18 protein-coding genes are annotated in these 17,886 nt (G+C 47.3%); 11 read left to right on the top strand and 7 right to left on the bottom strand.

Annotated elements, in window-relative coordinates; all coding sequences use genetic code 11:
- Nucleotides 1-41 precede the first annotated feature (41 nt).
- The 3 genes from JWV37_RS09445 to JWV37_RS09435 form a co-directional block, all read right to left on the bottom strand.
- Nucleotides 42-263: a hypothetical protein gene (locus JWV37_RS09445; protein WP_205459549.1), complete on the bottom strand. Its 222-nt coding sequence runs from the start codon at nt 261-263 to the stop codon at nt 42-44.
- Between the two features lies 1 nt (nt 264).
- The gene (locus tag JWV37_RS09440; RefSeq protein ID WP_369407674.1) at nt 265-543 is read right to left on the bottom strand and encodes a BrnT family toxin; all 279 of its coding nucleotides are present in this window, start codon (nt 541-543) and stop codon (nt 265-267) included.
- Between the two features lie 85 nt (nt 544-628).
- Entirely contained in the window at nt 629-1,600 is a 972-nt protein-coding gene (locus tag JWV37_RS09435) for a YeiH family protein (RefSeq protein ID WP_205459547.1), read from the bottom strand.
- Nucleotides 1,601-1,815: 215 nt separating this feature from the next.
- Between JWV37_RS09435 and JWV37_RS09430 the strand changes: the two genes are divergently transcribed.
- From JWV37_RS09430 to JWV37_RS09395, 8 genes are all read left to right on the top strand, one after another.
- Nucleotides 1,816-2,706, top strand: a complete 891-nt coding sequence (locus JWV37_RS09430) for a LysR family transcriptional regulator (protein ID WP_205459546.1) — start codon at nt 1,816-1,818, stop codon at nt 2,704-2,706.
- A 70-nt stretch (nt 2,707-2,776) separates the two neighbouring features.
- The gene (locus JWV37_RS09425) at nt 2,777-3,727 is read left to right on the top strand and encodes a TAXI family TRAP transporter solute-binding subunit (RefSeq protein ID WP_205459545.1); all 951 of its coding nucleotides are present in this window, start codon (nt 2,777-2,779) and stop codon (nt 3,725-3,727) included.
- 3 nt (nt 3,728-3,730) lie between these two features.
- Nucleotides 3,731-5,515: a TRAP transporter permease gene (locus JWV37_RS09420; RefSeq protein WP_205459544.1), complete on the top strand. Its 1,785-nt coding sequence runs from the start codon at nt 3,731-3,733 to the stop codon at nt 5,513-5,515.
- A gap of 207 nt (nt 5,516-5,722) precedes the next feature.
- Nucleotides 5,723-7,609, top strand: coding sequence for a methyl-accepting chemotaxis protein (locus tag JWV37_RS09415; protein ID WP_205459543.1), 1,887 nt, complete (start codon nt 5,723-5,725; stop codon nt 7,607-7,609).
- Between the two features lie 214 nt (nt 7,610-7,823).
- Nucleotides 7,824-9,257 carry an aspartate ammonia-lyase gene (gene aspA, locus JWV37_RS09410; RefSeq protein WP_205459531.1) on the top strand — a complete coding sequence of 478 codons (1,434 nt, stop codon included), beginning with the start codon at nt 7,824-7,826 and terminating at the stop codon, nt 9,255-9,257.
- Between the two features lie 46 nt (nt 9,258-9,303).
- Complete coding sequence (gene dcuC, locus JWV37_RS09405; RefSeq protein WP_205459542.1) at nt 9,304-10,572, top strand: C4-dicarboxylate transporter DcuC; 1,269 nt, start codon at nt 9,304-9,306, stop codon at nt 10,570-10,572.
- Nucleotides 10,573-10,581: 9 nt separating this feature from the next.
- A complete protein-coding gene (locus JWV37_RS09400; protein ID WP_205459541.1) occupies nt 10,582-11,820 on the top strand; it encodes a Zn-dependent hydrolase in 1,239 nt (412 codons plus the stop codon).
- Nucleotides 11,821-11,823: 3 nt separating this feature from the next.
- Entirely contained in the window at nt 11,824-13,137 is a 1,314-nt protein-coding gene (locus JWV37_RS09395; protein ID WP_205459540.1) for an amidohydrolase, read from the top strand.
- 82 nt (nt 13,138-13,219) lie between these two features.
- Here the strand turns inward: JWV37_RS09395 and JWV37_RS09390 are convergent, their stop codons facing one another.
- Nucleotides 13,220-13,975: a cold-shock protein gene (locus JWV37_RS09390; protein WP_205459539.1), complete on the bottom strand. Its 756-nt coding sequence runs from the start codon at nt 13,973-13,975 to the stop codon at nt 13,220-13,222.
- A 120-nt stretch (nt 13,976-14,095) separates the two neighbouring features.
- Between JWV37_RS09390 and traT the strand changes: the two genes are divergently transcribed.
- Both traT and JWV37_RS09380 read left to right on the top strand, forming a co-directional pair.
- Nucleotides 14,096-14,722 carry a complement resistance protein TraT gene (gene traT, locus JWV37_RS09385; RefSeq protein WP_205459538.1) on the top strand — a complete coding sequence of 209 codons (627 nt, stop codon included), beginning with the start codon at nt 14,096-14,098 and terminating at the stop codon, nt 14,720-14,722.
- 16 nt (nt 14,723-14,738) lie between these two features.
- Nucleotides 14,739-15,299, top strand: a complete 561-nt coding sequence (locus JWV37_RS09380; protein ID WP_205459537.1) for a hypothetical protein — start codon at nt 14,739-14,741, stop codon at nt 15,297-15,299.
- Between the two features lie 215 nt (nt 15,300-15,514).
- Here JWV37_RS09380 and JWV37_RS09375 read toward each other — a convergent pair whose 3' ends face one another.
- The 3 genes from JWV37_RS09375 to JWV37_RS09365 form a co-directional block, all read right to left on the bottom strand.
- On the bottom strand, nt 15,515-16,540 hold the full coding sequence (locus JWV37_RS09375) for an SHOCT domain-containing protein (RefSeq protein WP_205459536.1): 1,026 nt from the start codon (nt 16,538-16,540) through the stop codon (nt 15,515-15,517).
- 101 nt (nt 16,541-16,641) lie between these two features.
- A complete protein-coding gene (locus JWV37_RS09370) occupies nt 16,642-17,034 on the bottom strand; it encodes a type II toxin-antitoxin system VapC family toxin (protein ID WP_205459558.1) in 393 nt (130 codons plus the stop codon).
- Nucleotides 17,034-17,261, bottom strand: a complete 228-nt coding sequence (locus JWV37_RS09365; RefSeq protein ID WP_205459535.1) for a DUF6364 family protein — start codon at nt 17,259-17,261, stop codon at nt 17,034-17,036. The genes JWV37_RS09370 and JWV37_RS09365 overlap by 1 nt, the downstream gene beginning before the upstream one ends.
- A gap of 176 nt (nt 17,262-17,437) precedes the next feature.
- Between JWV37_RS09365 and JWV37_RS09360 the strand changes: the two genes are divergently transcribed.
- Complete coding sequence (locus JWV37_RS09360; protein ID WP_205459534.1) at nt 17,438-17,803, top strand: helix-turn-helix domain-containing protein; 366 nt, start codon at nt 17,438-17,440, stop codon at nt 17,801-17,803.
- The last annotated feature ends 83 nt before the right edge of the window (nt 17,804-17,886 follow it).

The raw sequence follows: 17,886 nt of genomic DNA, 5'->3' as shown, positions 1-17,886 counted from the left end.
CTTTACATGTAAGGAAAAAGCCTTACATGTAAAGGGTTTGCTTAAAGCGTAGCAGGCCCTTTACTGCTTGTGTTTTTTTGCTTTGAAACGAGGTGTATTAACGTTCTTAAGGCTTCGTTGACTGATTTTGTGTCTGGAAATATTTTGCTCACATCGCTGTCGAGCTTGACGATATTTACCCCTTGTTCATACGCTTTCACGTATTTGCCTCTTACGCCTTTGCTAAAATCATATTCGTCAAGCATCTCTTTTTGTTTTTTCATTTTAACACTCCTCGTAAAAGAATTTCTCTTTGCTTGTTGCTCTTCTTGCACTGATAATCCGAATCGACGCACTTTTTTCCAAATGGACGACAACCAAGGTGTTGTTGATTGCTGATTTGCCTATCAAAATCAGTCTATTTTCGTCGTCGCTATGGAGTGGGTCGTCGATAGTGATAGAGAGCTCATCCCCAAAAGCTGTACTTGCTTCTTCAAAAGATATGCCATGTTTTTTCAAATTTGATTTTGCTTTTTTATCATCCCATTCAAAATTTATAGCCACATTCATACCTTGTCTGTTGATGCATTATTATAATGAGTTTTCTCTTAATACACCAGCCAAAACACATTTTGCACCACAATCACCCTTACATGGTAACCCACACCACCCCTGCTCCAATGCCCACAAGCCAGACCATCAGCACGCTTGCTAGTAAAAAGGGTTTTGCGCCCATGTGGCGGAGGGTTTTGGTGTGGGTGTTTAGTCCAAGAGCGCACATGGCGATGCTAAGTAGCATCGTATCCACCTCTAAAAGCACCTGTTTAAAAGGCACCTCTATCGCCGAATTTAGCGCCACCATCCCTAGGAAAAAAAGCGCGAACCACGGAAACGCCTCCCGCACACCGCCGTTTTCGCCCTTGCTTTTAAAGACGAACAACAACACAAACAGCACAGGCACCAAAAACATCACCCGTATCATCTTCACGATGACCGCTACCTCGGCGGCTTCTTTAGGGAGTCCCGCCCCCGCACCCACCACGTGTGCCACTTCGTGCAAGGTACCACCCGTTATAAGCCCTTGGACAAAGGGATTTCCCACGCCAGAGAGCGCCCACGGGTACACAAGCATCCCTAACGTCCCAAACAGCACCACCGTCGCCACAGCTGCCACCACTTTTTCACTCTGGCTACGCATCACCGACTGCACCGCCAAAACCGCCGCGGCACCGCAAATGGCACTCCCCGCCCCGATGAGCAAGGCACTGTGTCTGTCTAGGCCCATTTTTTGCCCCAAAAACCACCCAAGGCTTAGGGTACTTGTCACCACCAAAAGAGCCAACCCTGCCCCCGCAAAACCCACATGCCACACTTGCTCAAGGCTAATGTGAAGCCCGTACAGCACGATACCAAGGCGCAACAACTCTTTGGTGCCAAGTTTTAGCGCCCCACTTTGCCCTAGCCACGTGCCAAGGCGCGGAAGCACCGCACTTGTAGCCATCCCGCCAAGGACCGCAGTGATGAGCGGGCTAACGTGGTAGCCTTGCGCAGTGAGCACAAGGGCAAGTCCACCCCAAAGGCCGCTTAAGAAAAATAACACTATCAAACCGCGCCAAAACATTCTTGTTTTCCTTTACATGTAAGGAGGTGAGACGTTTTCCAACACCCGCAAGAGAGACTTTATCCCAATGGGCCAAAGCGTTAGCTTTGGGGTACCCATTGTGGATAACGCGTCTCGAAATAGGGTGAATCCAAACGTCTTTTGAAAGGCAATTGTAGCACTTGGGATTTTATAAGTAAAATATATTTATTTTGTTAAAATCATTTAAAATATAAATGGAAATTCTTATGACCCTCAAACAGATTGACCACTTTCTCACCCTTGCGAACCTTGGGCACGTTACCCACAGCGCGCAAGCCCTTGGCATCTCCCAATCTGCCCTTTCCCTCTCCCTCAAAGAGTTAGAGCGCGACCTTGGCGGGGCGCTGTTTGAACGCCAAGGCAAGCAACTGTTTCTCAACGACCGAGGGCGTCTTTTTCATGCCCAAGCGACCCCACTCCATGCCAAACTTTCCGCGCTTGCGGCTACCTTGCGCCAAGGAGATTTTTTTCATTTGCGCCTTGCGGTGAGCCAAAGCATCGGGACTTATTTGCTTCCTTCCATGCTCTTAGATTTCTCCCACACCCATCCCAATGCCCGCTTTGATTTGCGCATCGAGAACTCTGAAACCATCATCGCCAAGCTTCTTGCCCACGAGAGTGACGCGGGGTTTGTGGAGGGCAAGGTTCCCCAGGGAGACTTTTGTGTAACACCTCTTGCCACGGATGAGCTCATCGTGGTTTGCGGAGACAAAACCCTTGCCAAAACTCCCGTGTTCATCGACACGTTAGCCTCTTTACCGTGGATTTTGCGCGAAAAGGGTTCGGGCACCAAAGAGGTCTTTGAAAACGCACTTCCCCAAGGAGTACGGCCCAAAGTTGCCCTTGAAATCAACAGCAACGAAGCCATCAAGGAGGCCCTCAAAGGACGCAAAGCCCTCTCGTGCCTCTCCCGCTTTGTGGTGCAAAACGAACTCAAACAGGGCACCTTATTTCACGTGCCCCTCATTAACCTCACCATTTCGCGCACCCTCTCCCTCCTCTTTCACCCCACCCAGAACCCCCGTTTTTTGGTCTGGAAAGCGGCAATGGAGGCTGCTTTTAAAAGCAAATTTCAGCCAAGGTAAAGCATTTTTGCCGCTCTTTATCTTTAACGCGCTACAATCTCCCATCACAAATCACCCCAAGGAGTTACCCATGAAGGTTTTTAAACCCCTTCTTGCGTGTGCTGTTTGCGCCCTCGCGCTTGGCGCGAACGCGAGCGAACGCATCACCCTCAAAGCCGCCAAAGCCGCCTCTTCTTACTACCAAATGGCCGTGCAAGTGGGTGAAACCATCACCCAAGCCACCAACAACGCCTTTTCTATCACCATCGAAGAGAGCCAAGGTTCTGTGCAAAACGTCAAAGAAGCGCGCCGACGGGGCGGAAACTACCTCTTCACCACACCTCCGGGTCTTGTCAACCTCGCTCAAGCGGGAAAAGGCATGTTTGAAAAAGACACCCCCAGTGACTACGCTTCCATTCGCTCACTCTTTCCTTTTCCTTTCATCACCATGCACTTTGTCGTCGCTAAAAAATCAGGTATCCAAACCTTTGAAGCACTCAAAGGCAAATCGCTACTCATCGGCAAAGGCAGTTTTGGTGCCAATGAAGCACAAAAATACATCGAACTTTTTGGGCTTAAAGAGGATGTCAAACTCATCGACGCTGAACTCTCAGGCGCTGTAACTGCCCTTAAAAACGGTCAAATCGACGGTTTTGCCACGTCGGGTTCCTACCCCGCACCCAATGTCATCGAAGCGGCGGCGAGCATGGACATCCACATCCTCTCCATGAGCGATGCGCAAATCGCCCTTACCAAGCGCGACAAACTTGTCATCCCCGCTGGCACCTACGCGGGTGTTGAAGAAGACTTTAGCACCACCACCTTGCCTGTCGTGCTTTACACCACCACTCAAATGAGCGAAGCGACAGCCTATGCCCTCACCAAAGCCTTTTGGGAGTCCAAGCCTCGCCTTGAGCACCAAAACATTTGGTGGAAAGCCATTACACCTGAGTTGCTTGGCACCTTTTACGCCCCCTTGCATCCTGGTGCGCTTAAATACTACCGTGAAATCGGTGCAACCATCCCCGAAGGACTCTACTAGTCCATGCGCTTTTCACTTAAAACGTGCGTGGTGGCAACCCTCGCATTTCTTACCGTTGGGTTCCACCTCTACATCATCTTCACAGGCTTGCTTCCCAACCTCGTCACCCGCCCTTTGCACCTCGCACTGGTGCTTCCGTGGGTCTTTTTACTCAGCGAACAGCCCAGCTCCGCCGTTGCGCGTTACAGCGGCTACGGGTTGCTGACTCTTGGGCTTGGGGCGAGTTTTTACATTGTCTTTTTTCACGAAATGCTCAGCGACCAGTACGGGTATTTGGAAACGCCTTTGCAGTTTGGCATTGCCCTTGTGTTGCTCCTTGTTGTCCTTGAAATGGCGCGGCGTGCCATCAAGCTTGCCTTGCCTCTCACCGCCGCCATTGCGTTGGCGTATGGGATTTGGGGGCACCATATCCCTGGGCAGTTTGGGCATCAGAGCATCCCTATTGAGAGTTTTTTAGGCACTCTTGTCATCGCTGAGGGCGGCATTTACGGTTCTTTAACAGGCGTTTCTGTTAATGTGGTCGCCATCTTTGTCATCCTTGGCGCCTTTGTGGGCGCGGGGGAAGGCGGGACAGCCTTCATGTCCATGTCTACCAAACTCGCGGGCCGTTTGCGTGCGGGCGCGGCCAAGGTCTCGGTCTTGGCTTCTGGGTTTTTTGGCTCCATCTCAGGCTCCGCCTCGGCCAATGTCGCCTCCACGGGTGCCTTTACCATCCCCGCCATGAAACGCCTTGGCTACCCGCCCTCGCTAGCAGGTGCAGTGGAAGCAGTGGCCTCCACGGGTGGGCAAATCATGCCCCCGCTCATGGGCGCGGGCGCGTTTATCATGGCCGAACTTTTGGGCACCAAGTACGCCAACATCATGGCCGCGGCCATTTTTCCTGCCTTGTTGTTTTTCTTCACGGTGTGGATTGGCATCGATGTGTTTGCCAGAAAATACAACCTTGTGGCCATGAACAAAGAAGACATCCCCCAAACACGCCTTGTTTTACAACTAAGTCCTTTTTTCATCCTCCCTTTTGGCGTACTCCTTTATGCCCTTTTGGGGCTAGGAAAAACCCCGCAACTTGCCGCGGCTTACGCTATTTTTATTAGCGTGGCCTTGCTACTCGTGGACCGCGCATGGCAACCTTCCCTTGCGCGTTTTTGGAGTACTTTTGTGGAGGCGTGCATCACCGCGTCACGGCAGATTGCCACCATCGCTTCGGTCATCATTTGCGCAGGGATTATCATCGGGGTGCTTAACATCACAGGTTTTGGGGTGAAAATCACTTCTGCCATCTTGTACCTCTCCGATGGCCAATTGTGGCTTGCCTTGCTACTCACCGCCCTTGCTTGCCTCATCTTGGGTATGGAAGTGCCCACCACCGCGGCGTACATCATCTGTGTCTCTGTAGCTGGGCCCATCTTGGAAGATTTTGGCTTAGCGCCTTTGCAAGCCCACTTGTTCATCTTTTGGTTTGCCTTACTCTCCACCATCACGCCACCCGTGTGTGGGACGGTGTTTATCGCTTCAGGCATGGCCCAAACCCCGTGGTTTGGCGTAGCGGCAAAGGCCATGAAACTGGGCATTGGGCTGTACATCATCCCCGTGGCGTTTTTACTCAACGACGCACTTCTTTACCCTCAAACCCATTTTTGGCTCGCCTTTGTCTCTTTTTTGAAAATCGCCCTTGGCCTTGCCTTGCTCTCCCACGCCCTTGTGGGCGAACGTCACACGCTCTTTGTGCGCCTTGGTTTAGCCTTTACGGGACTAACCATCATCCTCTCTCCACTGCGTTACATGTAAGGGATTTTCCTTACATGTAACGCAGTTCGTATTTCTTTTTTTTCTTTTTTTAAAAAATCTTAAACCTTAAAAGTCATAAAGATGTCTTTTTGAAGGTTTACACTTTCCGCCTCTTTTGCCCTATTGGGCTACTGGCGGGGTTGCTTTAGACCCTAAACCCTCAAGCGCTAAAAACCTTGGTGCGCTTGCAATATCAGGAGAATCACAGTGCATTTAGGGTTTAAAACAAAAATATTTCTTAGTGTCGGCGTTTTATTGGGATGTAGTTTATTTATTCTTTCTGTCTTTAATTACCTGCAAAATGAAAAAAATATCACCGCTTTTAGCGACACCGAACACACCCTTTTGGTTGAAAATCTCCAAGAAAAAATCGATACATGGATCGAAGGCAAACAGCAAGCCGTTACCGCCTTTAGCCATGAACTCACCTCGCTCAACCCCCATGCCGACAAAGAGGCTATTGTCAACTTACTACTACTGCTTAAAGCCAGCGGGGGCTTTGACCATGTCTCTCTTGGCTACACAGATGGCACCATGCTTGACCATGATTTGCGTAACCGAGAAGGCTTTGACCCCCGCACCCGCGGATGGTTTAAAAGCGCCATCCAAACATCTGAAATGTTCATTACTGAGCCTTACATTGGCGTTAGTAATGGAAAACTGCTTATCACTTTCGCACAACGTTTCAGCGACGCCTCAGGCACTCCCCTTGGAATCTTGTGTGGCAATATTTCCCTTGACACCATTCATGAATCCATCATGGGTGTTGCACTGCTAGAGGGTGGCTACAGCATGGTTTTAAATAAAAAATTGCAGTCCATCCTTGGAAGCGACGAAGCAAAGAGTGCTGCTTTTTCCGCTATAAGTAACTCTCTTCCTAGCTTAGCCTCTGGACAATACCACAAGCAAATCTTTAAACAAGACAGTACCACCAAGGTACTTTTTTCCGCTCCACTTAAAACCCTTGACTGGGTAGTCGCTGTGGTTTTGGATGAAGTAGCTATTTACAAAAGCGCTAAGGAGGCCCTTGTTTCAAGTATTTTTCTTCTTTGTCTGTTTATCGCCCTAGCTGTAGGTTTAATGGTAGGACTTCTGAAAACAATGATGCGACCCATGGATGAGTTATTTGCCACCGTTAAAGACCTTTCTCGAGGAGAAGGCGACCTAACCCAACGTTTACATGTAAAAGGGGATGATGAAATCGCACGTATTTCCAAAGAAATCAATCTCTTTATTGAGAAAATTCAACAACTCATCACTCAGGCCAACCAAAGCAGCAGTGAAAATGCAGCTATTGCCAACGAACTTTCTTCCACCACTACCTCAGTCATCACCCTTTCTAGCAACCAAGCCACACTGGTGCATGATGCTACCACCTTAAGCCAGCATATCTCCGAAACACTCAATCATGCTTCAAATGCCACGCAAAACAACGAAGAGCGCCTGCTATCCACCAGTCAAGCACTCAATCATATTCGAACCAACATGGACACCCTTAACTCCACCCTCTTGCACACATCTCAAAACGAAGAGGAGATTGCGGAAAAACTTAATCGCATTAGCATTAGTGCCAATGACGTCAAAGAGGTGCTTACTATCATCTCCGACATTGCCGATCAGACCAATCTCTTGGCCCTTAACGCCGCCATTGAAGCAGCACGTGCGGGAGACCATGGACGCGGGTTTGCTGTCGTGGCTGACGAAGTACGAAAACTTGCCGAACGCACACAAAAAAGCCTTACAGAAATCAATGGCACCATCAATATTGTTGTTGAGTCTATTGTTGAAACAAATGGTCAAATGCTTCGAGCCTCTAAAAATTTGCACACCCTTTCTTCCCAGTCAACTTCCATCAACGATACGCTAAAAGAAAGTGTTAGGATGATGGATGACAATATCCAAGAAACAAGAACAACCCTCTCTGGTTACTTAGAAAGCACCAAGCAAGCCGCAAAACTCACTGAAAATCTCAAAGAGGTGTCTCGCATCTCCCTTTCCAATACCCGCAGCACCAAAGAAGTAGGAAAGGCTAGCGAACATCTCTCCCATCTGTCTGAAAACCTTAAACATCACCTCAGTCAATTTAAAATTTAACCCTCAGCTTGAGATATTTTTTTTAAGAAAATATCTCAAGCCTTCTTTTTATACAAAATTTCTTACAAAATAAGATTAAAATATATAAATAAGTATTTTTTAAATTGAAAAAACACAATACCGCCATTTTAAGCCTAAAAAGTCATGCCAAAATCCTTTTAACGTTCTAAACTTACCTCACTTAACTGCCAAATACATTTCCAAGGAGACCCCCATGTCAACCCGACTCGAACACGATCTCATCGGTGACAAAGAAATATCCAATGACTGCTACTACGGTGTACAAACCGCACGTGCGATGGAGAACTTTCATATCACTGGTGTAACCTTAAGTAAATTTCCTACTTTTATCATTTCTCTTGCCAAAGTAAAAAAAGCAGCCGCGTTAGCCAACTTTGAACTAGGGCTGTTAGCAGAGAAAAAAAAGAATGCTATCTGCCATGCGTGTGATGAACTCATCGCGGGACGTTACCATGACCAGTTCATGGTCGACATGATTCAAGGAGGGGCTGGCACTTCGACGAACATGAATGCCAATGAAGTTATTGCCAACATTGGTTTAGAGTTTATGGGATTTGCTAAAGGAGAGTACAAACACCTCCACCCTAACAATGACGTCAACCTTTCCCAGTCTACTAATGATGCCTACCCTACTGCCCTTCGGGTGGCTTTGTATGAAAAGCTTGGAGAACTTAACGAATCCATGGCCATCATCAAAGGAGCCTTTGCTAAGAAAGCTACCGAGTTTAAAGATGTCATCAAGATGGGACGCACCCAACTTCAAGACGCCGTACCCATGACATTAGAACAAGAGTTTCGTACTTATGCAGTCATGATTGGCGAAGACATTGAGCGTATCCGTGAAGCCCAACAGTTAGTCCGTGAGATGAACATGGGAGCAACAGCTATTGGGACAGGGATTAATGCCCATCCTGAGTACACCAAACTCGTAGAGAGCAAACTCCAAGAAGTGACAGGACGTCCGTTTGTGACAGCGGGAGATTTGATTGAGGCGACCCAAGATACGGGCGCGTATGTGCAGATTTCTGGGGTGCTTAAACGGGTAGCGACTAAGATGTCTAAGATTTGTAATGACTTGCGCCTTTTAAGCTCAGGCCCCCGTACAGGGTTTAATGAAATTAACCTCCCTGCCATGCAACCGGGAAGTTCCATTATGCCAGGTAAAGTGAACCCTGTGATTCCTGAGGTAGTCAACCAAGTGTGTTATCAAGTGATTGGCACCGACGTGGCTATTACCATGGCGTCTGAGGGCGGGCAGTTACAGCTGAATGTCTTTGAACCGCTCATTGCCTACAACTTGTTTAACTCTATCAACATGATGAAAAATGCTTTTGAAACCTTGGCTACTTCGTGTGTGTGTGGGATTACGGCCAATAAAGAGCGTTGTTTGGAACTGGTGCTTAATAGCATTGGGTTAGTCACCGCCCTTAATCCTTACCTTGGGTATGAGAACTCTACCATCGTGGCCAAAGAAGCCTTACAGAGTGGACGGTCAGTGTATGACATTGTGTTAGAAAAAGGGTTCTTAGAAAAAGAACAATTGGATGAGATTATCAAACCTGAGAACATGATTCGACCCAAGAACTACGGGTTGTCGGAGAAACATAAGATTAAGCCGGTGGTGTGAAGGGTTACATGTAAATAAATTAGTTACTACATTTTTAGGAGGAATTATGGAGACGTTACGCATTGTGGTTGCCCTTTTGGCGACTGTTGCTGTGGTGTATTTCTTAGTCAAGAAATACGATACAAAGTTGGTGCTTTTGGTCGCGGGTGTGTTTATGGCGACTTTCGCCCTAGAGCCCATGAAAGCCTTTGATGCTTTTGCAAAAACGATGGTTTCGGGTGGCCTGATTCAGGCTATCTGTTCGGTTTTAGGCTTCGCGGCGGTGTTGAAGATTACCGAGTGCGACAAACACTTGGTCAACATGCTTGGTGGCGTGCTTAAGCGCGCGGGTATCTTCTTGGTGCCAGCGGCCACATTGCTGACCTTTGCCATTAACGTTGCGCTTCCCTCGGCAGCAGGATGTGCCGCGGCAGTTGGGGCGATTTTTATCCCCTTGCTGATTCACTCTGGCGTGCGTCCAGCCATGGCAGCCGCGGCGGTATTTAGCGGAACGTACGGCAGTATGCTTAACCCTGGACTTTCCCACAACCCTTTCATCGCTGAATTGGCTAGTGTGTCGGTGCTAGAAGTCATCAACACCCATAAAATAGCGACGATTAGCAGTATTGTGGTGGCGGCCATTGCCCTTGGTTTGCTTGCTGTGTACCTCAAAGAGCACAAAGGCTACGTGTCTGATGATAAAGATTTTCAGATGGATACTACCTTTAAAGTTAACCCACTCTATGCCCTTGTAAACATCATTCCTTTGGCTATCTTGGTGGTTGGCTTTGCAGGTTGGGTTCCTGCACTTAAAATGGGTGTGCCTCAAGCGATGCTCATCGGTGTTTTCTTGGCGGTACTTGTCACACGCACCAGTCCTGCGAAAGTATCTGATGGTTTCTTTAACGGCATGGGTGGCGCGTACGCACAGATTTTTGGGATTATCATCGCCGCAACCGTGTTTGTATCAGGTCTTCAAGCCTTGGGTGCGGTGGATTCGTTCATCTCTGTACTTATTTCTAATCCAAGTATGGCGTCCATTGGTGCAACTGTTGGTCCTTTTTTGCTCGCAGTAGTTACAGGTTCTGGCGACGCGGCGGCATTTGCGTTTAATAAAGCCGTCACACCATTTGCGGTAGAGTTTGGTACAACGATTGAACGCATGGGATCGCTTTCGGCTCTTAGTGGTGCCATCGGCCGTACTATGTCACCCCTTGCGGGCGCTGCGATTATTTGTGCAGGATTTGCAAAAGTTACTACGATTGAAGTGGTTAAACGTACTGCTTTGGGCATGATTTTAGCACTTTTTGCTGCTTATTTTGTCTTAGCATTTTAAGGATTGGTGATGATTAACGCACAGCGACTCGAACACGAAATGCAAATGGTGAGCACCTTTGGCGCACTGCCAAGTCGGGGCATCACACGGCTTGCGTTTTCTGAGGAAGAAGCACAAGCGAGAACCTATGTGAAAGGGCTTATGCAGGACATTGGCATGACCATCCGTGAAGATGCTATTGGCAATATTTACGGTAGATTGGAGGGGGAACTTCCCCTCTCTCCTGTTACGGTGGGCTCACACCTTGACAGCGTTCCGCAGGGAGGTTGTTATGATGGCACGCTGGGTATTATGTGCGGCCTTGAGGCCATGCGTGCCATCAAAGAGCATGGCATTGGCCACAAACGCCCCCTTGAGCTCATCATTTTCTCCTGCGAAGAATCCAGTCGGTTTAACATGGCAACCGTGGGAAGTAAGGTCGTCAGCGGAAAACTGGGCCTTGAAAAACTCAAAACCCTCAAAGATAAACACGGGGTCAGCGTTTACGACGCAGCCAAAGCCTTTGGGTGCGATGTGGACGCGTTAGAAGAAGCAAAACTGGGCAAAAATGCCTTGTACAGTTACATCGAACTGCACATCGAACAAGGGCCTGTTTTGGAGAACAAAGGAATTCCTGTGGGCATTGTTACGGGAATCGCCGCGCCCATTCGCTATGAACTTGTGGTCCAAGGCAAAGCCGACCACTCTGGGGCTACGCCCATGAGTATGCGCCAAGATGCCCTTGCGTGTGCGGCGGAGATTATCTTGGGAGTAGAGAGCATTGGTGGCACAAAAGCCGGAGAAACAACCGTTGCTACCGTAGGGTTTGCCAACGCAACACCTGGTGTGCTCAATGTCATCCCAGAGACCGTTACCCTTGGCATCGACATCCGTGACATCGACAAAGATAATCTCGAAAAAGCGGCCACGCTCATTTGCAATATGATTGAATGTACTGTGGCAAAACGGGGGCTAACCTACACGCTTAAAGAGCTTACACACGATGCGCCCACAGCACTAGATAAAAAAATCATCGACCTGCTTACTGAAGAAGCGGAAAACTTGGACATCGACGCACTGTTGCTTCCTAGTGGGGCGGGGCACGATGCCATGCACATGGGCGAGGTTGCAGAATTTACTGGAATGCTTTTCATCCCTTGCAAAGAGGGCATCAGCCACAATGTGGCCGAAGAAATTACCATGGAAGACGCCTGCAAGGCCACCCATGTGTTAGCAAAAAGTTTGATCACCTTAGCCAACGAAGGATAACCAATGGATACAATTGCGACAAAAGCAAATAGCTTACAAAACGAACTCATCGCTTCACGGCGTTTTTTTCACCGTCACCCAGAAACAGGGTGGTTTACCTTTTTCACGACCGTGCAGATTATTAAAAAACTCACCGCTTATGGATACACGCTCAAACTTGGGCGCGACATCATCGTCCCTGAGGCTAGGCAAGGGGTAGGTTCCCCTGAAGCTTTAAAAGAGGCACTAGCACGCGCTAAAGCGCTCCTAGACCCCGAAGAACACGGGCTTTTGGAGGTCATGGAAGATGGTCTTACGGGCGTAGTTGCCGAGCTTGACTCAGGGCGTCCTGGCCCGTGCCTTGCCTTTCGCTTTGACATCGACGCGGTGGATGTCACTGAGAGTAAAGACCCAAGCCACCGTCCTGCGAAAGAGGGCTTTCGCGCTGACATCGATGGCATCGCCCACACGTGCGGACATGATGGGCACATCACCATCGGGCTTGGGCTTGCAAGACTTATCAGTGAAAACATCCAAGATTTTAAAGGGACGTTTCGCTTCATCTTCCAAACAGCCGAAGAAGGCACGCGTGGGGCTGTGGGCATGGAACCTGCGGGCATTTTAGAAGGGATAGATTACCTTCTTGGCGCGCACATCGGCTTTCAGGCCAAAACCAGCGGTGGCGTCATTTGCGGAGTGAACAATTTCCTCGCCACGTCCAAATTTGACGTGACCTTTACGGGCAAAGCGGCTCACGCGGCGGGTGCTCCCCAAGAGGGTGCCAATGCCTTGCTTGCCGCGGCGGAAGCGGCCACGCAAATGCACGCTATCACCCGCCATGCCGAAGGAGTCACGCGCATCAACGTGGGTGTATTGCGCGCGGGCGAAGGGCGCAATGTCATCGCGCCAAACGCCTTTATGGCGTGCGAAACACGGGGTGTGACCACAGAGTTAAATGACTTCATGAAAGAAAAATGCATGAACATCATCAAAGGCGTGGCAATGATTCACTCGGTGGACTACAACGTCACAAAAGTAGGCGGCACCAGTGGCGGCGACAGCAGTAAAGCGGTCACGGAGTTGTTTGAAAAAGTCGCCCTCGCTTCGCCTTTTGTGGAAAGCGAAAAAATCGTCAAAGAGCTAGACTTCGGGGCATGCGAAGACTTCGCCCACTTCATGCGCGCCGTACAACAAGCCGGCGGCCAAAGCGGCTACATGATGATCGGCGCCAAGCTCGATGCAGGCCACCATAACCAAGGCTTCGACTTCGACGAAACGTGCTTAGTCACGGGCGTCGACCTCTTCTTGCGCGCGGCGTATGAGCTAAACGGAAAGTAAGTAAAAACAAAAGGGGAGCTTTTATGGCTCCCTTTACATGTAAGGGTAGAAATCATGCGAAAATACATTTTCAGGTGAAGAATTACACTGCCTCCTTTAGCCACTCATCATAATCCGTTGCATGGCTCAAGAAAAAAGCTCCAAACAGTAATACCACTGTTCCAAAGATGGCGATGTTTTCTTTAAAAATCCACAGCCCCATCACCCCCACAAGAACTACAAACCAAAAAATAGCCCTTTTCTTTTTGGCAGATTTTGTTTTTTTCATCAAATGTAGCTTCAATGCTTTTGCCCGCACATTAATACCTCTTAACGCCTCCGCCTCATGGCTTCCCTTGACGTTCTTTTTGCCAATATTGGCGGCTTGCCCTTGAAAATGATGAATAGTGTAATAATACGTTCCTTTTCCAGTGCCTGATTCTGAGCCTGTTGTTTTATGGTACGCTACCCTCAAAAGCGCGTTGGCACCTATGGCCCTTGCGCCTTTTAGCATTTCATCTTTGGCATCATCAGGAGAGTGGCGTGATGAGCCATGGACAACCCAGCAAGAAAGGTCCACAACTTCCCATCCTTTTATTTTTTCATCTTTGCTCACGTAAACAGTATCTGGCACTTGGTAATAAACAGGTGCATTGGCATCTACCAAATGTACCTGAGCGGCACTGTATCCTTTGGGTGTAGCTTTTTGCTCAAACTCCACACGCGAGCCTTCGCCTAGCTTTAAAATTTCTTGTATATCTTTAAAATTTTTGCAATGAAAAAAATAATCCTTGCCATCATCTCCTTTGATAAATCCATACTGCTTCTCAGGCAAATAGCTAACAACCTCTCCTTGCAAGGCTCCTCCTTGTTATTTTCTTTGCATTGTAAAAAACTTTTGCTGATAGGCTTATTTTTATTAGGACTTGAAAAAGAATTTGATAACATTTCTTACATTTTTACAAAAAGGGTACAAATTATGGGAAGATTAAGACACGTTGCAATGGCCTCTGTCGCCTTTGCCTTGTTGCTAACAGGATGCGCCACCACGCAACTGCAAACACAGGCGAAAATGACACGGACGATTTCGCTTGCCCCTCATGTGCTTGAAGACAAGCAAGTGCTTTTAAGGGTAACTGGTACGGAGGCGAGTGTGTTGGAGCTTGAAGCACCGTTGCGCCAAGCCCTAAAAGAGCGGGGTGTGACCTTAGTGGACAAAGAAGACGAGGCAAAAATAGCCTTACATGTAAACACGCTCTTTGCCAACAACCTCAAAGAGGCCGCAAACTACAGCAATGCCGTAGGCGTAGGCATCGTAGGCGGTGCGCTCTCTAAGGCTTCTGGAAACAGCAGTGGGGACAGCATCTTAGTGGGTGTCGGTGTCGCGCTGGCCATGGGTATTGCAGACCGTGCCTTGGCAGATGAAACATACCGCGCCATCATTGACATTTCTTTACGCACTAAAGACAAAGAAGCACAAACGTGGCTTGATGAAGAAAAAACACGGGTGATTGTCGAAGCGGTACGCATGGGGCTTAATGTAGAAGAAGCCAAGCCCATCATGGAAGAAAAAGCGATTTATCAGATTGCTGAAATTTTAAAATAGCAAAAAGGGAAGACAGATGAAAAAACAACTTATGATTGGACTCATGGCACTTGGGATGGCGGTTTTGTTTAGCGGATGTACGGTAAAGACTGAATCGTGCCCACTTGAACAGTCCAGACATCAAACAGGATACAAGGATGTGTATGCAGTTACTGGAAAAAATACATTCCTTGGCCCTTCAGATGGGCACAATAAGCGAACCCGAAATCTTCACGCTCTCCAAAATGCAGCAGATTTCACAATGCAGAAAGGATTTAAGTATTTTTCAATTTTAAATTGGGGACATGAGGTAAATAATGCCGCTGGAAGTATGATGAATACAGCAGAGGAGTTTGTTCAAAAATGTCTTCCTAGTTCTGCAAATGCCCTTACAGTCGGAAATCATCGCTGTGGAATTGCAACAGATAAGCAGTTTCTAGTGTTCTGGCTCGCCCTTTTTAATGAGCAACAGGCAAACATTATGACATATAAAGCAAGTGACGTTAAAGAATATTTAGTAGAAAATGGACTTTGGCGAGAAGATGGGATAGAGGTTGAGCTAAACATGTGTGATAAGTATTTGAATTTAGAAAAATGACGCTTTTATGAAAAATGCACCATCCAACTCTTAAAACGATAAAACAGCAAAGGAATAAACCATGAACAAAACACTACTTTCACTACTGGCGTGTTCAGCGCTCACCGTTGGCCTTTGGAGATAGTGGTGGGATTAATACGTTTGTATTGATTTTTGAAAAGTAGGGTACAAAGGCTTTACATGTAAAGAACCTTACATGTAAAGCCAACTGCGTTTTATTGACGGTTTTGCATATGTTCTTGTATCTCTTTTATGCTCTTTAGATTTGTGCCGTGTTGTTGGTTAAATTTTTGAACGATAGCAAATTCCATGGGGTCTTGCTTGGGGGTGCTTGTTGTCACGTTGCTTACTGGCGCATTGGATGGCTCTAAAATCTTAGCCTTTTCTAGTGCATACTCTTCTTCGCTCAAAGCACCCGCCTTGTAAAGTTCAAAAAGTTCTTTTATTTTTTGTGCATTGGTCGGTGCGCTAGGAGTAGATTGGGGTGCGGCTTGGTACATTTGATTTGCTTTTTGAGGCATGTTAACACGCTTGTACTCAAGGGCGGCAATGGCATCGTTGTTAAGCGTTAGTTCGGCTTCTTTTACTGCTGGTTCAAGAAGAAGGATTGCGCGGTGATGAATACTTACAGCGGGGTCTTTGTCTCCCATCTGTCGCCCAAGTTGACTTGGCTCAATTTCAACTTGGCGTAACAGGGCGCTTTTTTTGTTGCCTTCCTTGTCGTATTCAACAATGGCAAAATCAGAATCGTACGCAAAAACCGAAGTGTCGGAGCTTCTTCTTGGGTTTCCACCTGCATAGGCCGACATAAGCATTTCATTGCCACTTCCATTGTAAATGACGTAGCCACTTCCTCTTTTAATAATTGTTTCCATGTATGCTTTGGCCACATCGTCATTTAAAAAATCGTGCGCCAACCCTCTGTAAAAACTCCGTGATTTACTGTAGCGGATAAAACTATCGGTCTCATACAACCACTTTTTTTCCAAAATAATTGTTTTTGAGCCGTGCTCCACCGCGGTGACTTTTTCAAAAGTGTTGGTTAAAAAAGTCTCTGAAAGTTCTTTATCAGGACTTTGCTTGATGATATCCTCATTGGAAACCTTAGGAAGAAGCATTTTTTGTACATCTTTTGGCGAAGGAAGAAATATTCCACTATCGGAAAACTTTGATGTCCCTGTCGCACATCCACCCAAAAACAAAGCTGTTGCCACGCTCAAAACCCATTTTGCACTGTTCATTATTCCTCCAATTAAATGAATATTAAACGGCGATTATAACAAATAACGGGAATAAAATTGTGATATTTGTTGCAAAAAGTAGTGCGAGTTACGCATAAACCCTAAAACCAATCTTCCACCAAAAGCCCCTCGACCCTGCTAAATTCACTGGTATTTCTGCTCACAAGGGTGAGGGCATTTGCCTTGGCGCACCCTGCGATGAGGGTATCAAGGGGGCCGATGGGCGTGCCCTTGTGCTCTAGCTCTGCCCTGATGCGCGCACTGGCTTTGGCTTCTTTTTGGGTGAAATCTAGGACGTTGACACTCTTTAGCAGCGTTTGGAGTTGCTCTTGGCGCTTGAGGCTGTTGGTCGATTTGGCAATGCCAACTTCAAGCTCAAAAATCACCACCGTGGGGATAAAAATATCTTTGGGCGCAACACCAAACAAGCGCCTTGCCACCTCGCCTTGCCCTTTGAAAAAATAAATGAGCGTATTTGTGTCAAGCACATACATCACAAACACTCTCTTTGGGTATCGCGCGCTTCGCCCCTTATCTCTTCGATGCTAGGAAAATCCCCCCAGCTTCCGCTAAGGCTTTTCACCTCTTCGTTCCACGCGTCTTGAACCTTTTGTTCCAGCACTTTAGCGATAAACTTACTCAAGGAAACGCCGCTTTTCTTGGCCGCTTCTTTGACTTTTGCTTCGAGAGAATTGTCTATATAAAAGGTCAGTTGTGCCATGTGTTCATCCTAGTATAAGTGTACGTATAAGTGGATTATAGCATGTTTGATTCTTTACATGTAAGCACAGAAATGTAAAAATCGGTAATTTTAATAAGTTCCCCTTAAAGGAACTATCGTTAAGTTTATAGGCACCCATAGCGAGTACGATAAAATAAAGGCAAAGGAGGTTTAAGATGAACATACATCCCATTCGGACAGAACATGATTATGAAAAAGCACTAGAGCGTATTGACGCGCTGATGGACCTAAATCCCGAACTAGGAACGCCACCAAGTGACGAATTGGAAATTTTAGTATTGTTGGTGGAAAAATACGAAGAAAAACAGTGGAAAATCGACACACCCGACCCCATCGAAGCCATTAAATACCGTATGCAAGAGATGGGGCTGAAACAAAAAGACCTTATTCCACTGTTTGGCAGTAAAAGTAAAGTTTCTGAAGTGCTCAATCGAAAAATCGGACTCTCTTTGGCGATGATTTCAAATATTTCTTCAAAACTCCATATTCCCCTTGAAGTGCTTATCCCAAAGGCGTCTTAATTAGCACGACAAACACATCTTGCTGAACAGATTTTGATTACGTTTTAGTCTAGATAATAAAGCCCCCGCAACCGCAGGGGCTT

Origin of the sequence: Sulfurospirillum tamanense, assembly GCF_016937535.1 — a bacterium.
GTDB classification, from domain to species: Bacteria; Campylobacterota; Campylobacteria; order Campylobacterales; family Campylobacteraceae; genus Sulfurospirillum_B; species Sulfurospirillum_B tamanense.
Note: the sequence above shows the minus strand (reverse complement) of the source record. Positions and strands in the feature narration are given on the sequence as shown.

Bases quoted from the DNA above. Each gene is read 5' to 3' on its own strand.
- JWV37_RS09380 (WP_205459537.1), top strand. From the start codon at position 14,739: ATGAAAAAACAACTTATGATTGGACTCATGGCACTTGGGATGGCGGTT.
- JWV37_RS09375 (WP_205459536.1), bottom strand. From the start codon at position 16,540: ATGAACAGTGCAAAATGGGTTTTGAGCGTGGCAACAGCTTTGTTTTTG.
- JWV37_RS09445 (WP_205459549.1), bottom strand. From the start codon at position 263: ATGAAAAAACAAAAAGAGATGCTTGACGAATATGATTTTAGCAAAGGC.
- JWV37_RS09370 (WP_205459558.1), bottom strand. From the start codon at position 17,034: ATGTATGTGCTTGACACAAATACGCTCATTTATTTTTTCAAAGGGCAA.
- traT (WP_205459538.1), top strand. From the start codon at position 14,096: ATGGGAAGATTAAGACACGTTGCAATGGCCTCTGTCGCCTTTGCCTTG.
- JWV37_RS09420 (WP_205459544.1), top strand. From the start codon at position 3,731: ATGCGCTTTTCACTTAAAACGTGCGTGGTGGCAACCCTCGCATTTCTT.
- JWV37_RS09435 (WP_205459547.1), bottom strand. From the start codon at position 1,600: ATGTTTTGGCGCGGTTTGATAGTGTTATTTTTCTTAAGCGGCCTTTGG.
- JWV37_RS09425 (WP_205459545.1), top strand. From the start codon at position 2,777: ATGAAGGTTTTTAAACCCCTTCTTGCGTGTGCTGTTTGCGCCCTCGCG.
- JWV37_RS09365 (WP_205459535.1), bottom strand. From the start codon at position 17,261: ATGGCACAACTGACCTTTTATATAGACAATTCTCTCGAAGCAAAAGTC.
- JWV37_RS09360 (WP_205459534.1), top strand. From the start codon at position 17,438: ATGAACATACATCCCATTCGGACAGAACATGATTATGAAAAAGCACTA.
- JWV37_RS09395 (WP_205459540.1), top strand. From the start codon at position 11,824: ATGGATACAATTGCGACAAAAGCAAATAGCTTACAAAACGAACTCATC.
- JWV37_RS09400 (WP_205459541.1), top strand. From the start codon at position 10,582: ATGATTAACGCACAGCGACTCGAACACGAAATGCAAATGGTGAGCACC.
- aspA (WP_205459531.1), top strand. From the start codon at position 7,824: ATGTCAACCCGACTCGAACACGATCTCATCGGTGACAAAGAAATATCC.
- dcuC (WP_205459542.1), top strand. From the start codon at position 9,304: ATGGAGACGTTACGCATTGTGGTTGCCCTTTTGGCGACTGTTGCTGTG.
- JWV37_RS09430 (WP_205459546.1), top strand. From the start codon at position 1,816: ATGGAAATTCTTATGACCCTCAAACAGATTGACCACTTTCTCACCCTT.